The organism is Pseudomonas putida, assembly GCA_041879295.1.
GTDB lineage: Bacteria > Pseudomonadota > Gammaproteobacteria > Pseudomonadales > Pseudomonadaceae > Aquipseudomonas > Aquipseudomonas putida_Y.
Map to the genome: position 1 here is coordinate 4,445,517 of CP047152.1, position 18,764 is coordinate 4,464,280.

16 protein-coding genes are annotated in these 18,764 nt (G+C 61.8%); 1 reads left to right on the forward strand and 15 read right to left on the reverse strand.

Annotated elements, in window-relative coordinates; all coding sequences use genetic code 11:
* Window positions 1-20: 20 nt before the first annotated feature.
* Window positions 21-875, reverse strand: a complete 855-nt coding sequence (gene fghA / locus GST84_20380; protein ID XGB14553.1) for an S-formylglutathione hydrolase — start codon at window positions 873-875, stop codon at window positions 21-23.
* An 8-nt stretch (window positions 876-883) separates the two neighbouring features.
* The gene (locus GST84_20385) at window positions 884-1,996 is read right to left on the reverse strand and encodes an S-(hydroxymethyl)glutathione dehydrogenase/class III alcohol dehydrogenase (protein XGB14554.1); all 1,113 of its coding nucleotides are present in this window, start codon (window positions 1,994-1,996) and stop codon (window positions 884-886) included.
* Window positions 1,997-2,103: 107 nt separating this feature from the next.
* On the opposite strand from GST84_20385, the gene GST84_20390 reads away from it, so the two are divergent.
* A complete protein-coding gene (locus GST84_20390) occupies window positions 2,104-3,000 on the forward strand; it encodes a LysR family transcriptional regulator (protein ID XGB14555.1) in 897 nt (298 codons plus the stop codon).
* Window positions 3,001-3,065: 65 nt separating this feature from the next.
* On the opposite strand, the gene ispD is transcribed toward GST84_20390, so the two are convergent.
* The 13 genes from ispD to lpxD all read right to left on the reverse strand — a co-directional run bounded on the left by ispD (window position 3,066) and on the right by lpxD (window position 18,764).
* Window positions 3,066-3,773 carry a 2-C-methyl-D-erythritol 4-phosphate cytidylyltransferase gene (gene ispD / locus GST84_20395; protein XGB14556.1) on the reverse strand — a complete coding sequence of 236 codons (708 nt, stop codon included), beginning with the start codon at window positions 3,771-3,773 and terminating at the stop codon, window positions 3,066-3,068.
* A complete protein-coding gene (gene ftsB / locus GST84_20400) occupies window positions 3,770-4,051 on the reverse strand; it encodes a cell division protein FtsB (protein ID XGB14557.1) in 282 nt (93 codons plus the stop codon). Before ftsB ends, ispD begins: the two co-directional genes overlap by 4 nt.
* Before the next feature lie 164 nt (window positions 4,052-4,215).
* Window positions 4,216-5,505, reverse strand: coding sequence for a phosphopyruvate hydratase (locus GST84_20405; GenBank protein XGB14558.1), 1,290 nt, complete (start codon window positions 5,503-5,505; stop codon window positions 4,216-4,218).
* 154 nt (window positions 5,506-5,659) lie between these two features.
* Window positions 5,660-6,505 (reverse strand): 3-deoxy-8-phosphooctulonate synthase, encoded by an 846-nt coding sequence (kdsA, locus tag GST84_20410; GenBank protein XGB14559.1) that lies wholly within the window; start codon window positions 6,503-6,505, stop codon window positions 5,660-5,662.
* Between the two features lie 3 nt (window positions 6,506-6,508).
* Window positions 6,509-8,137 carry a CTP synthase gene (locus GST84_20415; GenBank protein XGB14560.1) on the reverse strand — a complete coding sequence of 543 codons (1,629 nt, stop codon included), beginning with the start codon at window positions 8,135-8,137 and terminating at the stop codon, window positions 6,509-6,511.
* Window positions 8,138-8,404: 267 nt separating this feature from the next.
* On the reverse strand, window positions 8,405-9,688 hold the full coding sequence (gene tilS, locus GST84_20420; protein XGB14561.1) for a tRNA lysidine(34) synthetase TilS: 1,284 nt from the start codon (window positions 9,686-9,688) through the stop codon (window positions 8,405-8,407).
* Between the two features lie 173 nt (window positions 9,689-9,861).
* On the reverse strand, window positions 9,862-10,809 hold the full coding sequence (locus tag GST84_20425) for an acetyl-CoA carboxylase carboxyltransferase subunit alpha (GenBank protein ID XGB14562.1): 948 nt from the start codon (window positions 10,807-10,809) through the stop codon (window positions 9,862-9,864).
* A gap of 106 nt (window positions 10,810-10,915) precedes the next feature.
* Window positions 10,916-14,440, reverse strand: a complete 3,525-nt coding sequence (gene dnaE, locus GST84_20430; protein XGB14563.1) for a DNA polymerase III subunit alpha — start codon at window positions 14,438-14,440, stop codon at window positions 10,916-10,918.
* 186 nt (window positions 14,441-14,626) lie between these two features.
* Window positions 14,627-15,250, reverse strand: a complete 624-nt coding sequence (gene rnhB / locus GST84_20435) for a ribonuclease HII (protein ID XGB14564.1) — start codon at window positions 15,248-15,250, stop codon at window positions 14,627-14,629.
* A gap of 1 nt (window position 15,251) precedes the next feature.
* Window positions 15,252-16,379, reverse strand: coding sequence for a lipid-A-disaccharide synthase (gene lpxB, locus GST84_20440; GenBank protein XGB14565.1), 1,128 nt, complete (start codon window positions 16,377-16,379; stop codon window positions 15,252-15,254).
* 1 nt (window position 16,380) lies between these two features.
* Window positions 16,381-17,157: an acyl-ACP--UDP-N-acetylglucosamine O-acyltransferase gene (gene lpxA / locus GST84_20445; GenBank protein ID XGB14566.1), complete on the reverse strand. Its 777-nt coding sequence runs from the start codon at window positions 17,155-17,157 to the stop codon at window positions 16,381-16,383.
* Window positions 17,154-17,594, reverse strand: coding sequence for a 3-hydroxyacyl-ACP dehydratase FabZ (gene fabZ, locus GST84_20450; GenBank protein XGB14567.1), 441 nt, complete (start codon window positions 17,592-17,594; stop codon window positions 17,154-17,156). The genes lpxA and fabZ overlap by 4 nt, the downstream gene beginning before the upstream one ends.
* Before the next feature lie 114 nt (window positions 17,595-17,708).
* The gene (gene lpxD, locus GST84_20455; protein ID XGB14568.1) at window positions 17,709-18,764 is read right to left on the reverse strand and encodes a UDP-3-O-(3-hydroxymyristoyl)glucosamine N-acyltransferase; all 1,056 of its coding nucleotides are present in this window, start codon (window positions 18,762-18,764) and stop codon (window positions 17,709-17,711) included.

Below are 18,764 nucleotides of genomic sequence, written 5' to 3' on the forward strand. Positions count from 1 at the left end.
GGCGCCGAAAAAGCTACGCCTTACACCCGCCCCAGTGCCACCGCATGATGACGCAGGTGCTCCTCGATGAAGCTGGCAATGAAGTAATAGCTATGGTCATAGCCCGGCTGCATACGCAGGGTCATTTCATGGCCACCTTTGCGTGCCGCCTGTTCCAGCGCTTCAGGCTTGAGCTGCTTCTCGAGGAAATCGTCACGGTCGCCCTGATCCACCAGCAACGGCGGGCATTGGCCAGCAGGGGTTTCGGCCAGCAGCACGCTGGCATCCCACTCACGCCAGCGCCCACGGTCTTCACCCAGGTAGCGGCTGAAGGCCTTCTCGCCCCACGGACAATCCATCGGATTGCTGATCGGCGAGAATGCCGACACCGACCGGTAGCGCCCCGGGTTGCGCAAGGCGCACACCAGCGCGCCGTGCCCACCCATGGAGTGGCCGCTGATGCTACGCTCGCCCGACGCCGGGAAGTGCGCCTCGATCAGGGCTGGCAACTCCTCCACCACATAGTCGTGCATGCGGTAGTGCTGGGCCCAGGGTTGCTGGGTGGCGTTGAGGTAGAAGCCAGCGCCCAGGCCGAAGTCCCAGGCGCCGTCCGGGTCGCCCGGCACCTGCTCGCCACGCGGGCTGGTATCGGGGGCAACGATGATCAGCCCCAGCTCGGCGGCCAGACGCTGGGCGCCGGCCTTCTGCATGAAGTTCTCGTCGGTGCAGGTGAGGCCGCTGAGCCAGTACAGCACCGGCAGCTTTTCGCCCTGCTCGGCCTGCGGCGGCAGGTACACAGCAAACACCATGTCGCAACCCAGCACCCTGGAGTGATGCCGGTAACGCTTGTGCCAGCCGCCGAAGCTTTTCTGGCAGGAGATGTTATCCAGGCTCATGGCAGACCTCAGAAGTGGATCACGCTACGGATGCTCTTGCCTTCATGCATCAGGTCGAAGGCCTTGTTGATGTCTTCCAGACCCATCGTGTGGGTGATGAAGGTGTCCAGCGGGATCTCGCCTTTCTCGGACATTTCCACGTAGCTTGGCAGCTCGCTGCGGCCACGCACGCCGCCAAACGCCGAACCACGCCACACGCGACCGGTCACCAGCTGGAACGGACGCGTGGAAATTTCCTGGCCGGCACCGGCCACACCGATGATCACCGACTCACCCCAACCCTTGTGGCAGCATTCCAGAGCGGCGCGCATCAGCTGAACGTTGCCGATGCACTCGAAGGAGAAGTCCACGCCACCATCGGTGAGGTCGACGATCACTTCCTGGATCGGGCGATCGTAATCTTTCGGGTTGACGCAATCGGTGGCACCCAGTTGGCGGGCGATTTCGAACTTGGCCGGGTTGATGTCGATGGCGATGATACGTGAGGCCTTGGCCTTGACCGCACCGATCACGGCCGACAGACCGATGCCACCCAGGCCGAAGATGGCCACGGTATCACCCGGCTTGACCTTGGCAGTGTTGAGTACCGCGCCGATACCGGTGGTGACGCCGCAGCCCAGCAGGCAGACCTTTTCCAGTGGTGCTTCTTTCTGGATCTTGGCCACGGAAATTTCCGGCAGCACGGTGTACTCGGAGAAGGTCGAGGTCCCCATGTAGTGGAACAACTCCTGGCCCTTGTACGAGAAGCGCGTGGTGCCGTCCGGCATCAGGCCCTTGCCCTGGGTGGCGCGGATGGCCTGGCACAGGTTGGTCTTGCCCGAGAGGCAGAACTTGCACTTGCCGCATTCCGGGGTGTACAGCGGGATGACGTGGTCGCCCACGGCGACCGAGGTGACCCCCTCGCCTACCGCTTCGACAATTGCACCACCTTCGTGGCCGAGGATCGATGGGAAGATACCTTCCGGGTCAGCACCGGACAGGGTATAGGCATCGGTGTGGCAGACACCGCTGGCGACCACGCGCAGCAGCACTTCACCGGCCTTTGGCATGGCCACGTCGACTTCGACGATTTCCAGGGGTTTCTTGGCTTCGAAGGCTACGGCAGCACGGGACTTGATCATCAAAGGTCTCCAGACAGTGGGTCGATTCAGTCTCGCAGTGTAATTCAGCGCCTTTTGATGAATAATCAGGCCAAAGACAAAACATTATTGCCATACAGGGATAATCAATGAGCAGCCGATGGGAAGGCATCGACGAATTTGTCGCCGTGGCCGAATCGGGCCAGTTCACTGCCGCCGCCGAACGCCTGGGGGTTTCCTCATCGCACATCAGCCGGCAGATCGCCCGGCTGGAGGAACGCCTGCAAACGCGCTTGCTGTACCGCAGTACCCGCCGGGTAACCCTGAGCGAGGCCGGGCAGACCTTCCTGCAGCACTGCCAGCGCTTGCAGGATGGCCGTGAGGAAGCGTTGCGCGCCATGGGCGACCTGGCCAGCGAACCCAAGGGCTTGCTGCGCATGACCTGCGCTGTGGCCTACGGCGAGCGCTTCATCGTGCCGCTGGTGACACGATTCATGGCGCTGTACCCGCAGCTGCGCGTGGATGTGGAGCTGAGCAACCACACCCTCGACCTGCTGCATGAAGGCATGGACCTGGCCATCCGCCTGGGCCGCCTGGCCGACTCTCGGTTGGTGGCCACCCGTCTGGCGCCGAGGCGCATGTACCTGTGCGCCTCGCCGGCCTATCTTGAGCGCTATGGCCGGCCACACAGCCTGTCCGAGCTGGCGCGGCACAATTGCCTGGTGGGGAGTTCGGACTTGTGGGCACTACAGCAGGATGGCCGTGAGATCAGCCAGCGGGTACAGGGTAACTGGCGCTGCAACAGTGGCCAGGCCGTGCTGGATGCGGCGTTACAAGGGATAGGGTTGTGCCAGTTGCCGGATTACTACGTATTGGAACACCTCAATAGCGGCGCGCTGGTGTCGCTGCTTGAGGCGCACCAGCCGCCGAATACCGCGGTTTGGGCGCTGTATCCGCAGCAGAGGCACCTGTCGCCGAAGGTGCGACGGCTGGTGGATTACCTGAAGGAGGGGTTGGCAGGGTTGCCGGAATACCGGTTCGGCTAACGGGATGTACTGCATGTACTGGCCTCGTCGGGTGAACCCGCGAAAAGGCCAGTACAGGAGAATGTTCAGCGTTTACCCGCCCAGCGCTGGCGCAACCATTCGAGATCTTCGGGCCGGGTCACCTTTATGTTGTCACTGCGCCCTTCCACGAGCCGCGGCGCCTGACCGGACCATTCGATGGCAGAAGCCTCGTCGGTGACCACCACATCCGACACCAGGCATTCGGCCAGCGCCCGATGCAACGCTCCAAGGCGGAACATCTGAGGTGTGTACGCCTGCCAGATCGTGCTGCGGTCCACAGTAGCACTCACCCGGCCATTACTGTCGGCGCGCTTGAGGGTATCGCGCGCCGGCACGGCCAGCAGACCACCCACCGGATCGTCCGCCAGCTCCGACAACAGCTTGTCCAGGTCGCTGCGTGCCAGGTTCGGCCGCGCGGCATCGTGCACCAGTACCCAGTCGCTGTCAGCCGCCCCTTGGGCATGCAGCATCAGCAAGGCGTTAAGCACCGAGTCAGCTCGCTCACGGCCACCTGCCGCGCGCTGGATGCGTGGGTCGCTGGCATAGCGCAGGCCAGGCCAGTACGGGTCGTCTTCGGCAATGCTGACCACCACGCCTTTAAGCGCCGGATGGCCAAGAAAACAGTCGAGGCTGTGCTCGAGTAGCGTCTGCCCAGCCAGCTCCAGGTATTGCTTGGGGCGGTCGGCAGCCATGCGGGCACCTACACCCGCCGCAGGAATCACGGCCCAGAAGGCCGGCAAGGTATCGATCATTTCTGTGGCAACTGGAAGAGGGTTTCGCCCTCTTTTACCATCCCCAATTCATGGCGGGCTCGTTCTTCAACGGTCTCCATGCCTTTTTTCAGCTCTAGCACTTCAGCATCGAGCACGCGATTACGCTCGAGCAAGCGCTCGTTTTCTGCATGCTGATCGGCAATCTGCTGCTTCAGTTCGGTTACTTGCGCCAGGCTGCCGCTACCCACCCACAGGCGGTACTGCAGGCCACCCAACAGCAAGAGCAGAACGAGGAACAACCAATAGGGACTGCGCATCACGTTATCCAGGTTAAAAAGGCTGCCGCGTTTTACTTCGGGGCCTCGAATAGCACGAAGCCTGGCCGAGGCCAGGCTTCGTCGACAGAAACCCGTTGGTACGTAGGAAAGTTCAGTACGAACGTTCCTACAACTTCGGCTGCTGCCTTTTTACCATCTCTTGCTTAACCGCGAAACTCGGCACGACCGCGGTAAACCGCTTTGGCGCCCAGTTGCTCTTCGATGCGCAGCAGCTGGTTGTACTTGGAAACGCGGTCGGAACGGCACAGCGAACCCGTCTTGATCTGGCCAGCAGCAGTACCCACAGCCAGGTCGGCGATGGTCGAGTCCTCGGTTTCACCGGAACGGTGCGAGATCACTGCAGTGTAACCGGCAGCTTTGGCCATCTGGATGGCTTCCAGGGTTTCGGTCAGCGAGCCGATCTGGTTGAACTTGATCAGGATCGAGTTACCAATGCCCTTCTCGATGCCTTCCTTGAGGATCTTGGTGTTCGTCACGAACAGGTCGTCACCGACCAACTGGACTTTTTCACCGATCTTGTCAGTGAGGATTTTCCAGCCAGCCCAGTCGGACTCGTCCAGGCCGTCTTCGATCGAAATGATCGGGAAACGCTCGGTCAGGCCTTTCAGGTAGTCGGCGAAGCCTTCGGCGTCGAACGACTTGCCTTCACCGGACAGGTTGTACTTGCCGTCTTCGTAGAATTCGGAAGCCGCGCAGTCCAGAGCCAGGGTCACGTCGGTGCCCAGCTTGTAGCCGGCTTTTTCGACAGCTTCGGCGATGGCGCCCAAGGCGTCTTCGTTGGATGCCAGGTTAGGGGCGAAACCACCTTCATCACCTACGGCGGTGTTCAGGCCACGGGCCTTCAGTACAGCCTTGAGGTGGTGGAAGATTTCGGTGCCCATGCGCAGGCCGTCAGAGAAGGTCTTGGCGCCAACCGGCTGAACCATGAACTCCTGGATGTCGACGTTGTTGTCGGCATGCTCGCCACCGTTGATGATGTTCATCATCGGAACCGGCATCGAGTACTCGCCTGGGGTGCCGTTCAGGTTGGCGATGTGCGCGTACAGCGGCAGGTCCTGGTCCTGGGCAGCTGCTTTGGCGGCAGCCAGGGAAACAGCCAGGATGGCGTTGGCGCCCAGCTTGGCCTTGTTCTCGGTACCGTCCAGTTCGATCATGGCGCGGTCCAGAGCCTTCTGGTCGGAAGGGTCCTTGCCCAGCAGCAGGTCACGGATCGGGCCGTTGATGTTGGCGACGGCCTTCAGCACGCCCTTGCCCATATAACGGCTCTTGTCGCCATCACGCAGCTCCAGCGCTTCGCGCGAGCCGGTGGAAGCACCGGACGGCGCGCAAGCGCTGCCGATGATGCCGTTGTCGAGCAGTACATCGGCTTCCACGGTGGGGTTGCCACGCGAATCGAGAACTTCACGACCTTTGATGTCGACGATTTTTGCCATTGTTGTAAGCACTCCAGAATTGACGAAAACAACGCAGCTTAGAGAATTCTTGCCGTTCACCTGGCTGAGATTGCGATTGGCAGGCCAAGTGAAGGGAGCCCCTGACCGGCGGGTCAGGGGTGGAACGGGCAGTACTTTACCCGAGAAATGAGCTTTACGCGGTTTCTACCGTCGGAAAACTTTTCACCAGGTCGTCCAGTTGCTTGAGCTGGGCCAGGAATGGCTCCAGTTTGTCCAGGCGCAGCGCGCACGGACCATCGCACTTGGCGTTGTCCGGATCGGGATGCGCTTCGAGGAACAGCCCGGCCAGGCCCTGGCTCATGCCGGCCTTGGCCAGGTCGGTAACCTGGGCGCGGCGGCCACCGGCAGAATCGGCGCGACCACCCGGCATCTGCAGGGCATGGGTCACGTCGAAGAACACAGGGTACTCGAACTGCTTCATGATACCGAAGCCGAGCATGTCCACTACCAGGTTGTTGTAGCCGAAGCTTGAACCACGCTCGCAGAGGATCAACTGGTCATTACCGGCCTCTTCGCACTTGGCCAGGATGTGTTTCATTTCCTGAGGTGCGAGGAACTGGGCCTTCTTGATGTTGATCACCGCACCGGTCTTGGCCATGGCCACCACCAGATCGGTCTGCCGCGACAGGAAGGCCGGCAGCTGGATGATGTCGCACACCTTGGCCACCGGCTCGGCCTGATACGGCTCGTGCACGTCGGTAATCACCGGCACATTGAAGGTGCGCTTGATCTCTTCGAAGATCTTCAGCCCTTCTTCCAGGCCAGGCCCACGGTAGGACGTTACCGACGAACGGTTGGCCTTGTCGAAGCTGGCCTTGAACACATACGGGATACCAAGCTTTTCGGTAACCCGCACGTACTCTTCGCAGACCTTCATTGCCAGGTCACGGGACTCCAGGACGTTCATGCCGCCGAACAGGACGAACGGCTTGTCGTTGGCGATCTCGATGTTACCGACGCGAATGATCTTCTGAGTCATTGATCAGGCCTTGTTCTTCTGAGCCAGGGCTGCCTTGACGAAACCACTGAACAGCGGGTGGCCGTCACGCGGGGTGGAGGTGAACTCCGGGTGGAACTGGCAGGCGACGAACCATGGGTGGTCCTTGGATTCGACCACTTCCACCAGCGCGCCGTCTTCGGAACGACCGGAAACCACCAGACCAGCGTCCACCAGTTGTGGCAGCAGGTTGTTGTTCACTTCGTAGCGGTGACGGTGACGCTCGGTAATCACGTCCTTGCCGTAGCAGTCGTGCACTTTGGAGCCGGCAGCCAGCTGGCAGTCCTGTGCGCCCAGGCGCATGGTGCCGCCCAGGTCGGAAGCCTCGTCGCGGGTCTCGACGGCACCGGTGGCATCGGCCCACTCGGTGATCAGGCCGACCACGGGGTGGCCGCTGTTACGGTCGAACTCGGTGGAGTTGGCGTCTTTCCAGCCCATCACGTTACGGGCGAATTCGATGACGGCCACCTGCATGCCCAGGCAGATACCCAGGTACGGCACCTTGTTCTCACGGGCATATTGCACCGCGGTAATCTTGCCTTCCACGCCACGCAGGCCGAAACCACCCGGAACCAGGATGGCATCAGCGCCTTCCAGCAGGCTGGTACCCTGGTTCTCGATGTCTTCCGAGTCGATGTAACGCAGGTTGACCTTGGTACGGTTGGTAATGCCGGCGTGGCTCATCGCTTCGATGAGCGACTTGTACGCATCCAGCAGCTCCATGTACTTGCCGACCATGGCGATGGTCACTTCGTGCTCCGGGTTGAGCTTGGCATCGACCACCTTGTCCCACTCGGACAGGTCGGCGCCATTGCACTGCAGGCCGAAACGCTCGACGACGAAGTCGTCCAGGCCCTGTGCGTGCAGTACGCCCGGGATCTTGTAGATGGTGTCGACGTCTTCCAGCGAAATCACCGCACGCTCTTCAACGTTGGTGAACAGCGCGATCTTGCGACGCGACGAAGCATCGACCGGGTGGTCGGAGCGGCAGATCAGCACGTCAGGCTGCAGGCCGATGGAGCGCAGTTCCTTGACCGAGTGCTGGGTCGGCTTGGTCTTGGTTTCGCCAGCGGTGGCGATGTACGGGACCAGGGTCAGGTGCATCAGCATGGCACGCTTGGAACCCACTTCGACGCGCAGCTGGCGAATCGCCTCGAGGAACGGCTGCGACTCGATATCACCCACGGTACCGCCGATTTCCACCAGGGCCACGTCGGCATCGCCGGCACCCTTGATGATGCGACGCTTGATTTCGTCGGTGATGTGCGGGATGACCTGGATGGTCGCGCCCAGGTAATCACCACGACGCTCTTTACGCAGCACGTGCTCGTAGATACGGCCAGTGGTGAAGTTGTTGTTCTGGGTCATGGTGGTGCGGATGAACCGCTCGTAGTGACCCAGGTCGAGGTCGGTCTCGGCACCATCATGGGTGACAAAAACTTCACCGTGCTGGAACGGGCTCATGGTGCCCGGGTCGACGTTGATGTACGGATCCAGCTTGAGCATGGTGACCTTCAGGCCCCGCGCTTCCAGGATGGCCGCCAGGGAAGCCGAGGCAATGCCTTTCCCCAATGAAGAAACAACACCGCCCGTGACGAATATGTAGCGCGTCATGAAAAACCCTAGAAGTCTGCGTTAAGGCGGCCAGCGCCGCCGGAGAAAGCGAAGGAAGGCCGAAGCCCCCGATCACCTGCGTCAATCACAGTGCATCTCGAAAAACTGCCGCGTCTGTACAGCCAGGGTATCCCCGGCATGGCGTTCGCTCGTCATTTCCAGAATCAGCTCGGCAAAAAACTGCTTGGTAATCGGCAACTCCTGTGTTTTCGCGGAACCCACAGAAGTTGTATCAAGAAGGGAGGGTAGTCTACCGGAATGTACCCTTCAGCTCAAACCTTGCGCGTTCGTCGGTAACTGCCAGTGCAGCTGGCAATCCGCCTGCACCAGCCCGGGCAGGTTGGCTACCGCCAGCAGGCATTCGCCGCGATACAGCAACGGCAGGCGCGAGCGCAGGAAATGCGGCACCTGCTGCTCGTTGAGCAGGCGCTTGAGGTCACGCCGGCCACGGCCGGGAACCTCCAGCATTTCACCACCCTGACGGTAGGCAACGCGCAACCCGCCCGGCACGGCTGCGCCAACAAGACGCACGCTACCATTGCCCGGCAACCGCAATGGCACATCAGGCTCGGGCCAGGCCAGCGAGCCAGCCGGTTGCTGTAGCCAATCACCGCTCAACCACCAGATGCGCCCGTGGCTACGTACCAACCGTCCATCGGCAAGCCGCCAGACTGGCCGGGCATCGGCAGCGGCATCGCGCAGGTCTGCCCAGCCGGCCCAGTGCCGGGTATCGGGCAAACGGGTGCGCTGGCTCAGCCAGTACTGCAAGGCATTGCGCTGACGGGCCGGCGATAACGTCAACAGGGCGGCCAGGTCGAGGGAATCCAGCCCCGGCCAGACGATGGGCGCCCCCTTACGCGCAAGCGCCAGATCCTCCCGGGCCAGTTCGTCCAGCAAACCCAGCGCCTCACCCAGATGTTCTGCTGCACGGGCGAAGTTCTGGCTGGCCTGAGGCCAACGTTGCTGCAAGTGCGGCATCACTTCGCCGCGCAGGTAGTTGCGGGCGAATTGTGTATCGGCGTTTGACGGGTCATCGATCCAGACCAGCCCTTGGGCTTTGCCGTAGTCCTGCAACTGCTGCCGGGAACAACCCAGCAACGGCCTGACCAGGCTGCCCCGCCCTAATGCCCGCTGCACCGGCATGGCTGCCAGGCCGCGCAGGCCCGCGCCGCGCAACAGGCGGAACAGCAGGGTCTCGGCCTGGTCGTCGCGGTGCTGGCCAGTGAACAGGATGTCGCCCGGGCCGAGGACTTGCCTGAAGGCGGCATAGCGGGCGTCGCGAGCGGCCTGCTCAAGACTGGCGCCGGGACTGACCTGGACGTGGATGACCTGGAGCTCGATGCCAAGATTGTCGCAGATGGCTTGGCAGTGGGCGGGCCAGGCGTCAGCAGCGGACTGCAGGCCATGATGGACATGAATGGCACGCAGCGGGGGGGAAACGTGATTGCGGGCGTAATCAGCCAGCAGGTGCAGGAGGACGGTGGAATCGAGGCCGCCGGAAAAGGCGACGTGCCAGGCGGGGGCGTTGAGCCAAGGAGTGAGGTTGATCATCTAGCCCTCGCTCGATTCAAGAATGCATTCGCGGGCAAGCACGCTCCCACATGCACGGCGCAAGCCTCAAGGGCAGCGCAATACCTGTAGGAGCGGGTTTACCCGCGAACACCGGCGAAGCCGGTGCCGTCAATCACAAGGGCCACAAAAACGGCCCCCGGGGCAAATCAGAATCAGAGACCGTAGCTCATCAGGCGCTCGTAACGGCGGGCCAGCAGCGCGTCGTTGTCGAACTTGCCGAGCATGTCCAGCTGCTGCACCAGATCGGCACGAATGCTTTCGGACATCTTGCCCGGGTCACGGTGGGCGCCGCCCAGCGGCTCCTGGATGACCTTGTCGACAATGTTCAGGCTCTTCAGGCGCTCGGCGGTGATACCCATGGCTTCGGCCGCGTCTGCTGCTTTGTCGGCAGTTTTCCACAGAATGGAAGCACAGCCTTCCGGCGAGATAACCGAGTAAGTGGAGTACTGCAGCATGTTCAGTTGGTCGCACACGCCAATGGCCAGTGCCCCACCGGAACCACCCTCACCGATCACGGTAGCGATGATCGGAGTTTTCAGGCGTGCCATGACACGCAGGTTCCAGGCGATGGCTTCACTCTGGTTGCGTTCTTCAGCGTCGATACCCGGGTAGGCGCCCGGCGTGTCAATGAAGGTCAGGATCGGCATCTTGAAGCGTTCGGCCATTTCCATCAGGCGACAGGCCTTGCGGTAGCCTTCCGGGCGCGGCATGCCGAAGTTGCGACGCACTTTCTCGCGCACTTCACGGCCCTTCTGGTGACCAATGACCATGACCGGCTTGCCGTCCAGACGCGCAGTACCACCCACGATGGCGGCGTCGTCAGAGAAGTGACGGTCCCCGTGCAGCTCTTCGAACTCGGTGAAGATGTGCTCCAGGTAGTCCAGGGTGTATGGACGACGGGGGTGACGGGCCAGGCGGGCGATCTGCCAGCTGGTCAGGTTGCCGAAGATGCTTTCGGTCAGGGTGTTGCTCTTGTCTTGCAGACGGGCAATTTCATCGCTGATGTTCAGCGAGTTGTCGTTACCCACCAGGCGCAGGCCTTCGATCTTGGCTTGCAGGTCGGCAATCGGCTGTTCGAAATCGAGGAAATTCGGGTTCATAGTCATCCGTCTTGGGTCTACGGCCAGGCGGCCGGCCGGTTGATCCGTTTGGCGCCATACCTTAAGGGATCAGGCGCATTCAGGTCGAGATTAAATTTTTGTCGGTTCAACGATATTGCAGGAAGACGTTCTCACGCCCGAACTGGTCACGCAGCGCCTGAATCAGCCCATCGGCCGGGTCTATCGCCCACTGCTCGCCAAACTGCAGCATGGCCTTGGCGTCGCTGCCGGTGTACTCCAGCGTGATCGGGCAAGCACCACGATGGCGGGTGATCAGCTCGCCCAGCCACTTCAGCCGGTCGCCTTTCAGTGCGTCGTGCGCCACCTTCAGGCGCAGGCTCTCAGCCAGCTTGGTGCGCGCGTCTTCCATGGTCATCACCTGCTTCACCCGCAGGCGCAAGCCCCCGGAGAAGTCGTCATTGCTGACCTCGCCTTCCACCACCACCATGGCATCGGTCTGCAGCAAGGACTGTGCCGCCATGAAGGCATCGGCAAACAGCGATGCCTCGATCCGCCCGGAACGGTCATCCAGGGTGACGAAGCCCATCTTGTCGCCCTTCTTGTTCTTCATCACCCGCAACGCAATGATCATGCCGGCAATGGTCTGGGTTTCGCGCGACGGCTTGAGGTCGACGATGCGCTGGCGGGCGAAGCGGCGAATTTCGGTCTCGTACTCGTCGATCGGGTGGCCGGTCAAGTACAGGCCAAGGGTGTCTTTCTCCCCCTTCAAACGCTCCTTGAGGGTGAGCTCGCGCACCTTGCGATGGTTGGCATAGACGTCGACATCTGCCGCGTCGAACATGCCGCCGAACAGGTCGACATGGCCACTGTCAGCGGTGTGCGCAGCCTGCTCGGCTGCCTTGATGGCCTCGCCCAGCGCCGACAGCAAGGTTGCCCGGTTGATGTCGATGTTGGCGTGGTAGGCCTTGATCTCGTCATGGAAGTGCGGGCCAAGGCGGTCCAGCGCGCCACTGCGCACCAGCGCATCAAGGGTACGCTTGTTGACCCGCTTGAGGTCGATGCGTTCACAGAAATCGAACAGGTCCTTGAACGGACCACCCTGGGCACGGGCCTCGACAATCGCCTCCACCGGGCCTTCGCCGACGCCCTTGATGGCGCCAAGGCCGTAGACGATCCGGCCGTCGTTGTTGACGGTGAACTTGAAGTCCGAGAAGTTCACGTCCGGCGCGTCGAGGCGCAGCTTCATGCTGCGCACCTCCTCCACCAGCACCACCACCTTGTCGGTGTTGTGCATATCCGCCGACAGGACCGCGGCCATGAACGGCGCCGGGTAGTGGGTTTTCAGCCAGGCGGTCTGGTACGACACCAGGCCATAGGCAGCGGAGTGGGATTTGTTGAAGCCGTAGCCCGCGAACTTCTCTACCAGGTCGAAGATGTTACCGGCGAGGTCCGCATCGATATTGTTGGCTACGCAACCTTCGATGAAACCACCGCGCTGCTTGGCCATTTCCTCGGGCTTTTTCTTACCCATGGCTCGGCGCAGCATGTCGGCGCCACCCAGGGTGTAACCCGCCATCACCTGGGCGATCTGCATCACCTGTTCCTGGTACAGGATGATGCCGTAGGTCGGCGCCAGTACTGGCTTGAGGCCTTCGTACTGGTAGTCGGAGTGGGGGTAGGCCAGCTCGGCGCGGCCGTGCTTGCGGTTGATGAAGTCGTCCACCATGCCCGACTGCAGCGGGCCCGGGCGGAACAGCGCAACCAGTGCGATCAGGTCTTCCAGGCAGTCGGGCTTGAGCTTCTTGATCAGCTCCTTCATGCCACGCGATTCAAGCTGGAACACCGCCGTGGTTTCGGCCTTCTGCAGCAGCTCGTAAGTCTTGCGGTCGTCCAGCGGGATGAAGTCGATGTTGAGGTCGGGCAGGTTCTTCTTGGCCTGCTCGCGGTTGATGATCTCCATCGCCCACTTGATGATGGTCAAGGTACGCAGGCCGAGGAAGTCGAACTTCACCAGGCCGGCGGCCTCGACGTCATCCTTGTCGAACTGGGTTACCAGGCCACCACCCTCTTCATCACAGGCGATCGGCGAAAAATCGGTGAGCTTGGTCGGTGCGATAACAACACCACCGGCGTGCTTGCCGGTACCCCGGGTCACACCCTCCAGCTTCAGGGCCATGTCCCAGATCTCACGGGCGTCTTCGTCGCCCTTGAGGAAGTCGCGCAGGATTTCTTCCTGCTCGTAGGCCTTCTCCAGAGTCATGCCCACTTCGAAGGGGATCATCTTCGACAGGCGGTCGGCCAGGCCATAGGATTTGCCTTGCACCCGCGCCACGTCACGTACCACTGCCTTGGCGGCCATGGTACCGAAGGTGATGATCTGGCTCACCGCATTACGACCGTAGGCCTCGGCCACGTAGTCGATCACCCGGTCACGGCCGTCCATGCAGAAGTCGACGTCGAAGTCGGGCATGGAAACACGCTCAGGGTTGAGGAAGCGCTCGAACAGCAGGTCGTAGGCCAGCGGGTCGAGGTCGGTGATCTTCAGTACGTACGCCACCAGCGAGCCAGCACCCGAACCGCGGCCCGGGCCAACCGGTACATCGTTGTTCTTGGCCCACTTGATGAAGTCCATAACAATCAGGAAGTAACCGGGGAAGCCCATCTGGATGATGATGTCCAGCTCGAACTTCAAGCGGTCCAGGTAGACCTGACGCTTTTCTTCATAATTGGGCGTGGTCTCTTTCGGCCACAGCACCGCCAGGCGCTCTTCCAGACCTTCGTGGGACACATGCCGCAGATAGTCGTCGATGCCCATGCCGTTGGGCGTGGGGAAGTCAGGCAGGAAGTACTTGCCCAACTGCACCTGGATGTTGCAGCGCTTGGCGATTTCGACGGTGTTGGCGATGGCGTCGGGCAGGTCACTGAACAGCTCGGCCATTTCCTCTGCCGACTTCAGGTACTGCTGGTCGCTGTAGCAACGCGGACGGCGCGGGTCGTCGAGGGTCCAGCCCTCGCCGATGCATACGCGGGTTTCGTGGGCGTCGAAGTCCGTCTGCTTGATGAAGCGCACGTCGTTGGTAGCCACCAGCGGGGCGCCAAGCTTGTCGGCCAACGCCACCGCCGCATGCACGTATTCCTCGTCGCGTGCGCGATTGGTGCGCTGCACTTCAACGTAGAAGCGCTCGGGGAACATGCCCATCCAGTCCTGAAGTAGCGCTTCGGCTTCATCTTGCCGCCCAGCCAGCAAGGCCATGCCGATGTCGCCTTCCTTACCCGCGGAAAGGGCAATCAGGCCCTCGCTGGCGGGGGCGATCCATTCACGCTGGAGGATGACCAGGCCGTTGCGCTGGCCATCGGTCCAGCCGCGCGAGATCAATTCGGTGAGGTTGCGATAGCCCTTGGGGTCCATGGCCAGGAAGCAGATGCGTGACAGCGGGGCTTCCGGGTCGGCACCGGCCAGCCACAGGTCGGCACCGCAGATCGGTTTGATACCGGCGCCCATGGCAGTCTTGTAGAACTTCACCAGCGAGCACATGTTGCTCTGATCGGTGATGGCGACCGCCGGCATGTTCATCCCGGTCAGCGCCTTGGCCAGCGGCTTGATCCGCACCAGGCCGTCAACCAGCGAGAATTCGGAGTGGACGCGCAGGTGAACGAAGGAAACCGACATGGAAGATCCTGTAGCAGTGCTTAACGACAAGGGCGGGATTGTAGCCTAACTAGGGGCTTTTTTTGGGGTTGCTTTGCAGCCCTTCGCGGGCACGCCCGCTCCCACAGGTACGGCACCGCTGCTCAGACCGATGAATCCTGTGGGAGCGGGGGTGCCCGCGAAGGGCCGCAAAGCGGCCTCAATAGGTCAGATCAGGGAATCGCTGACGCCTTCGCGCGCTTCCCAGGCCGCCCGCACAGGGGCGAAGGATCGCCGATGAATGGGCGTAGGCCCAAGGCGCGCCAAGGCCTCGAGATGCACCGGGGTCGGGTAGCCCTTGTGCCCGCCAATGCCATACCCCGGGTAGATCAGTTCAAAAGCGCTCATCTCCCGGTCACGGGTCACCTTGGCCAGGATCGATGCCGCCGCAATGGCCGGCACCTGGCTGTCCCCCTTGACCACCGGTGCTGCAGGCACAGCCAGCTTCGGACAGCGATTGCCATCGATCAATGCCAGCTTCGGCGTAATGTGCAAGCCCTCCACTGCCCGCTGCATGGCCAGCATGGTGGCCTGCAGGATGTTCAGGCTGTCGATTTCCTCGACTTCGGCGCGGGCGATGCAGAAGCTCAAGGCCTTTTCGCGGATCTCGTCGAACAGCGCCTCACGCTTGGCCTCGGTGAGTTTCTTCGAATCGTTCAGACCGAGAATCGGCCGTGCAGGATCAAGAATCACCGCCGCCGTGACCACCGCGCCACACAGCGGGCCGCGGCCCACTTCGTCAACGCCGGCGACCAGGTCTTCTACCAGGTTGAAGTCCAGTCCAATTTGCATGTCAGCGGTCCTTGAGCAGGGCCAGTACCGCCTCGGCCGCCTGATTGGAGGCGTCACGGCGCAGGGTGCGGTGAATTTCGTCGAAACGTTCGGTCTGCTGGCTTCCATCGCGTACCAGCGGCGCCAAGGTGTTGGCCAGCGCTTCGCTGGTAGCGTCGTCTTGCAGCAACTCGGGCACCAGCTCTCGCTGGGCCAGCAGGTTCGGCAATGACACGTAAGGGCTTTTCACCAGACGCTTGAGAATCCAGTAGGTCAAGGGCGCAAGGCGGTACGCCACCACCATCGGCCGCTTGTACAGCAGCGCCTCGAGGGTGGCGGTGCCCGAGGCGATCAGCACCGCGTCACAGGCCGCGAGGGCTTGGTGCGACTGGCCATCGAGCAGGGTCAGCGGCAGTTGGCGCCCTTCCAGCATCTGCTCGATCTGGGCACGCCGCGTGGCGTTGGCGCAGGGCAACACGAAGCGCACACCCGGCACTTGTTGACAGAGGCGCTCGGCGGCGTCGAGGAATAACGCGCCCAGGCGCCCTACTTCGCCGCCCCGGCTGCCCGGCATCAGTGCCACCACCGGCCCCTCGCCCAGGCCCAGCGTGGCACGCGCGGCAGAGCGGTCGGCTTCAAGCGGGATGGTGTCTGCCAGCGGGTGGCCGACAAAACGCACTGGCACACCCTGCTCTTCGTAGAACCGCGCCTCGAACGGCAACAGCGTCAGCATCAGGTCGCAACCCTCGCGAATCTTCAGCACGCGCTTCTGCCGCCAAGCCCACACTGACGGGCTGACATAGTGCACGGTCTTGATCCCGGCCTGACGCAGCTTCAGCTCGATATTGAGGGTGAAGTCAGGGGCGTCGATGCCGATGAATACGTCGGGCTTTTCTTCGATCAGGGTCTGGATCAGCAACTTGCGGCGCTTGAGCAGCTCGCGCAGACGCCCCAGCACCTCGACCAGCCCCATGACGGCCAGACGTTCCATGGGGAAATAGGATTGCAGGCCTTCGGCTTCCATCAAGGGGCCGCCAACCCCGATGAAACGTACGTCGGGATGGCGCGCCTTGAGGGCGCGCATCAAGCCTGAACCAAGAATATCGCCACTGGCCTCACCGGCGACCAGCGCTACGCAAAGCTGGGCCATATCAGCGCGTGATGCCGCGAGCGGAGCTCAGGATCGACTGACGGAACAGCTCGACCTCGGGGTGTTGCGCGGCAGGTTCAGCCAGCTCCTTGAGTGCGTCTTCGACGGTCAGGCCCTGACGGTAGACAATCTTGTAGCAACGACGCAGCACATGGATCACCTCGTCGCTGAAACCGCGGCGGCGCATGCCCTCGAAGTTCATGCTGCGGGCTTCGGCCGGGCTGCCGAACACGGTAACGAAGGCCGGAACGTCCTTGCCAATCGCCGTGCCCATACCGGAAAACGCGTGGGCGCCAATGTGGCAGTACTGGTGAACCAGGGTGTAACCGGACAGGATCGCCCAGTCACCCACATGCACATGACCTGCCAGCGCCGTATTGTTTACCAGGATGCAGTGGTTGCCGATGACACTGTCGTGGCCAATGTGGGCATAGGCCATGATCAGGTTGTGGTCGCCCACGGTGGTTTCCGCACGGTCCTGAACAGTACCGCGGTGGATGGTAACCCCTTCGCGAATCACATTGTGATCGCCGATTACCAGGCGCGTCGGCTCACCCTTGTACTTCAGGTCCGGGGTGTCTTCACCAATCGATGAAAACTGGAAGATACGATTGTGCTTGCCGATGCGGGTCGGCCCTTTGAGCACAACATGCGGGCCGATAACGGTGCCCTCCCCGATTTCTACATCAGGGCCAACGATCGACCAAGGGCCGACCTCGACGCCGTCGGCCAGCCTGGCCGACGGATCGATAATGGCCCGAGGATCAATCGAATTCATAGGGATCGTTCCGCGCAGGTGATTTCTGCCGAGCAGACCGGCTTGCCGTCGACCAGGGCGCGGCACTCGAACTTCCAGATCATGCTTTTACGGCTGAGGAACTTGGCTTCCAGCACAAGCTGGTCGCCCGGCAGCACCGGCTGACGGAAACGCAGTTTGTCGGAACCGACAAAGTAGTACAGGGTGCCATCGGCCGGCTTGGCATCGAGCATCTTGAAACCAAGGATGCCGGCCGCCTGGGCCATGGCTTCGATGATCAGGACACCCGGCATGATCGGGTGTGCCGGGAAGTGGCCATTGAAAAACGGCTCGTTGATGCTGACATTCTTGTAGGCACGAATGCTCTGGGCCTCGAAGTCCAGATCCGTCACACGGTCTACCAGCAGGAACGGGTAGCGGTGAGGCAGGTATTCGCGAATCTCGTTGATGTCCATCATTTCGGTGGGGAAGCCTGTAATAAGAATAGGGAGCGCAGGTGCTGACCACACGCTCCTTTTGCAATCCAAAGAGGAGCCAGCTAGCGACTGTTCACTCTTGCTCAGGGAATGGTATCAGCCTTCTGATGTCGGCAGGCCACCTGAGGTCACGGTATCGACGCGTTTTTCCAGCTGCTGGAGACGCTTGGCCATGTCGTCCAGGTGGCGGATACGCGCGGCGCTCTTGCGCCATTCAGCCAGCGGCTGCATGGCAGTGCCGGAAGAATAGGAACCCGGTTCAGTGATCGAACGGGTAACCATGGTCATTCCGGAAACGAAAACGTTATCGCAAATATCGATGTGCCCAACCAGCCCCACACCACCGGCCAGCATGCAGTGCTTGCCGATGCGCGTACTGCCGGAGATTCCGACGCAAGCGGCCATGGCAGTGTGATCACCGATCTGAACGTTGTGAGCGATCTGGATCTGGTTATCCAGCTTGACCCCGTCGCCGATCCGGGTGTCGGACAGCGCGCCACGGTCGACTGCAGTATTGACACCGATCTCAACGTCATCACCAATGGTGACGCCGCCGATCTGTGCAATCTTGCGCCAGATGCCCTTCTCGTTGGCAAAGCCGAAGCCCTCGCCGCCGATCACGGCACCCGACTGAATGACCACACGCTTGCCGATGGTTACGTCGTGATACAGCGTGACCCGCGGTGCCAGCCAACCGCCCTCGCCGATCACGCAACGTGCGCCGACCACGCAGTGTGCACCCACGCTGACATTGGCCGCGATGCGCGCACCGCTTTCGATGACCGCGAACGGCCCGATGCTGGCACTGGCATCCACCTGCGCGTCCTCAGCTACCACGGCGCTGGGATGAATACCCGCCACAGCCTTGGGTTTGGGGTCGAACAGGTGGGAAATGCGTGCGTAGGCCAGGTACGGATCGGCGACGATCAGTGCATTGCCGGCAAAGCCTTCGGCATCCGCCGCCTTCAGCAGCACTGCAGCCGCCTGGCTGTCGTCCAGGAATTTGCGGTACTGCGGGTTGGCGAGGAAGCTCAACTGACCGGGGCCAGCCTCCTGCAAGGTGGCCAGCCCGGTAATCTGCAGCGCCTCGGGCCCCTTGAGGGTGGCTCCAAGTGCCTCGGCCAGCTGGCCTAGCGTCATGGTCACACTCAT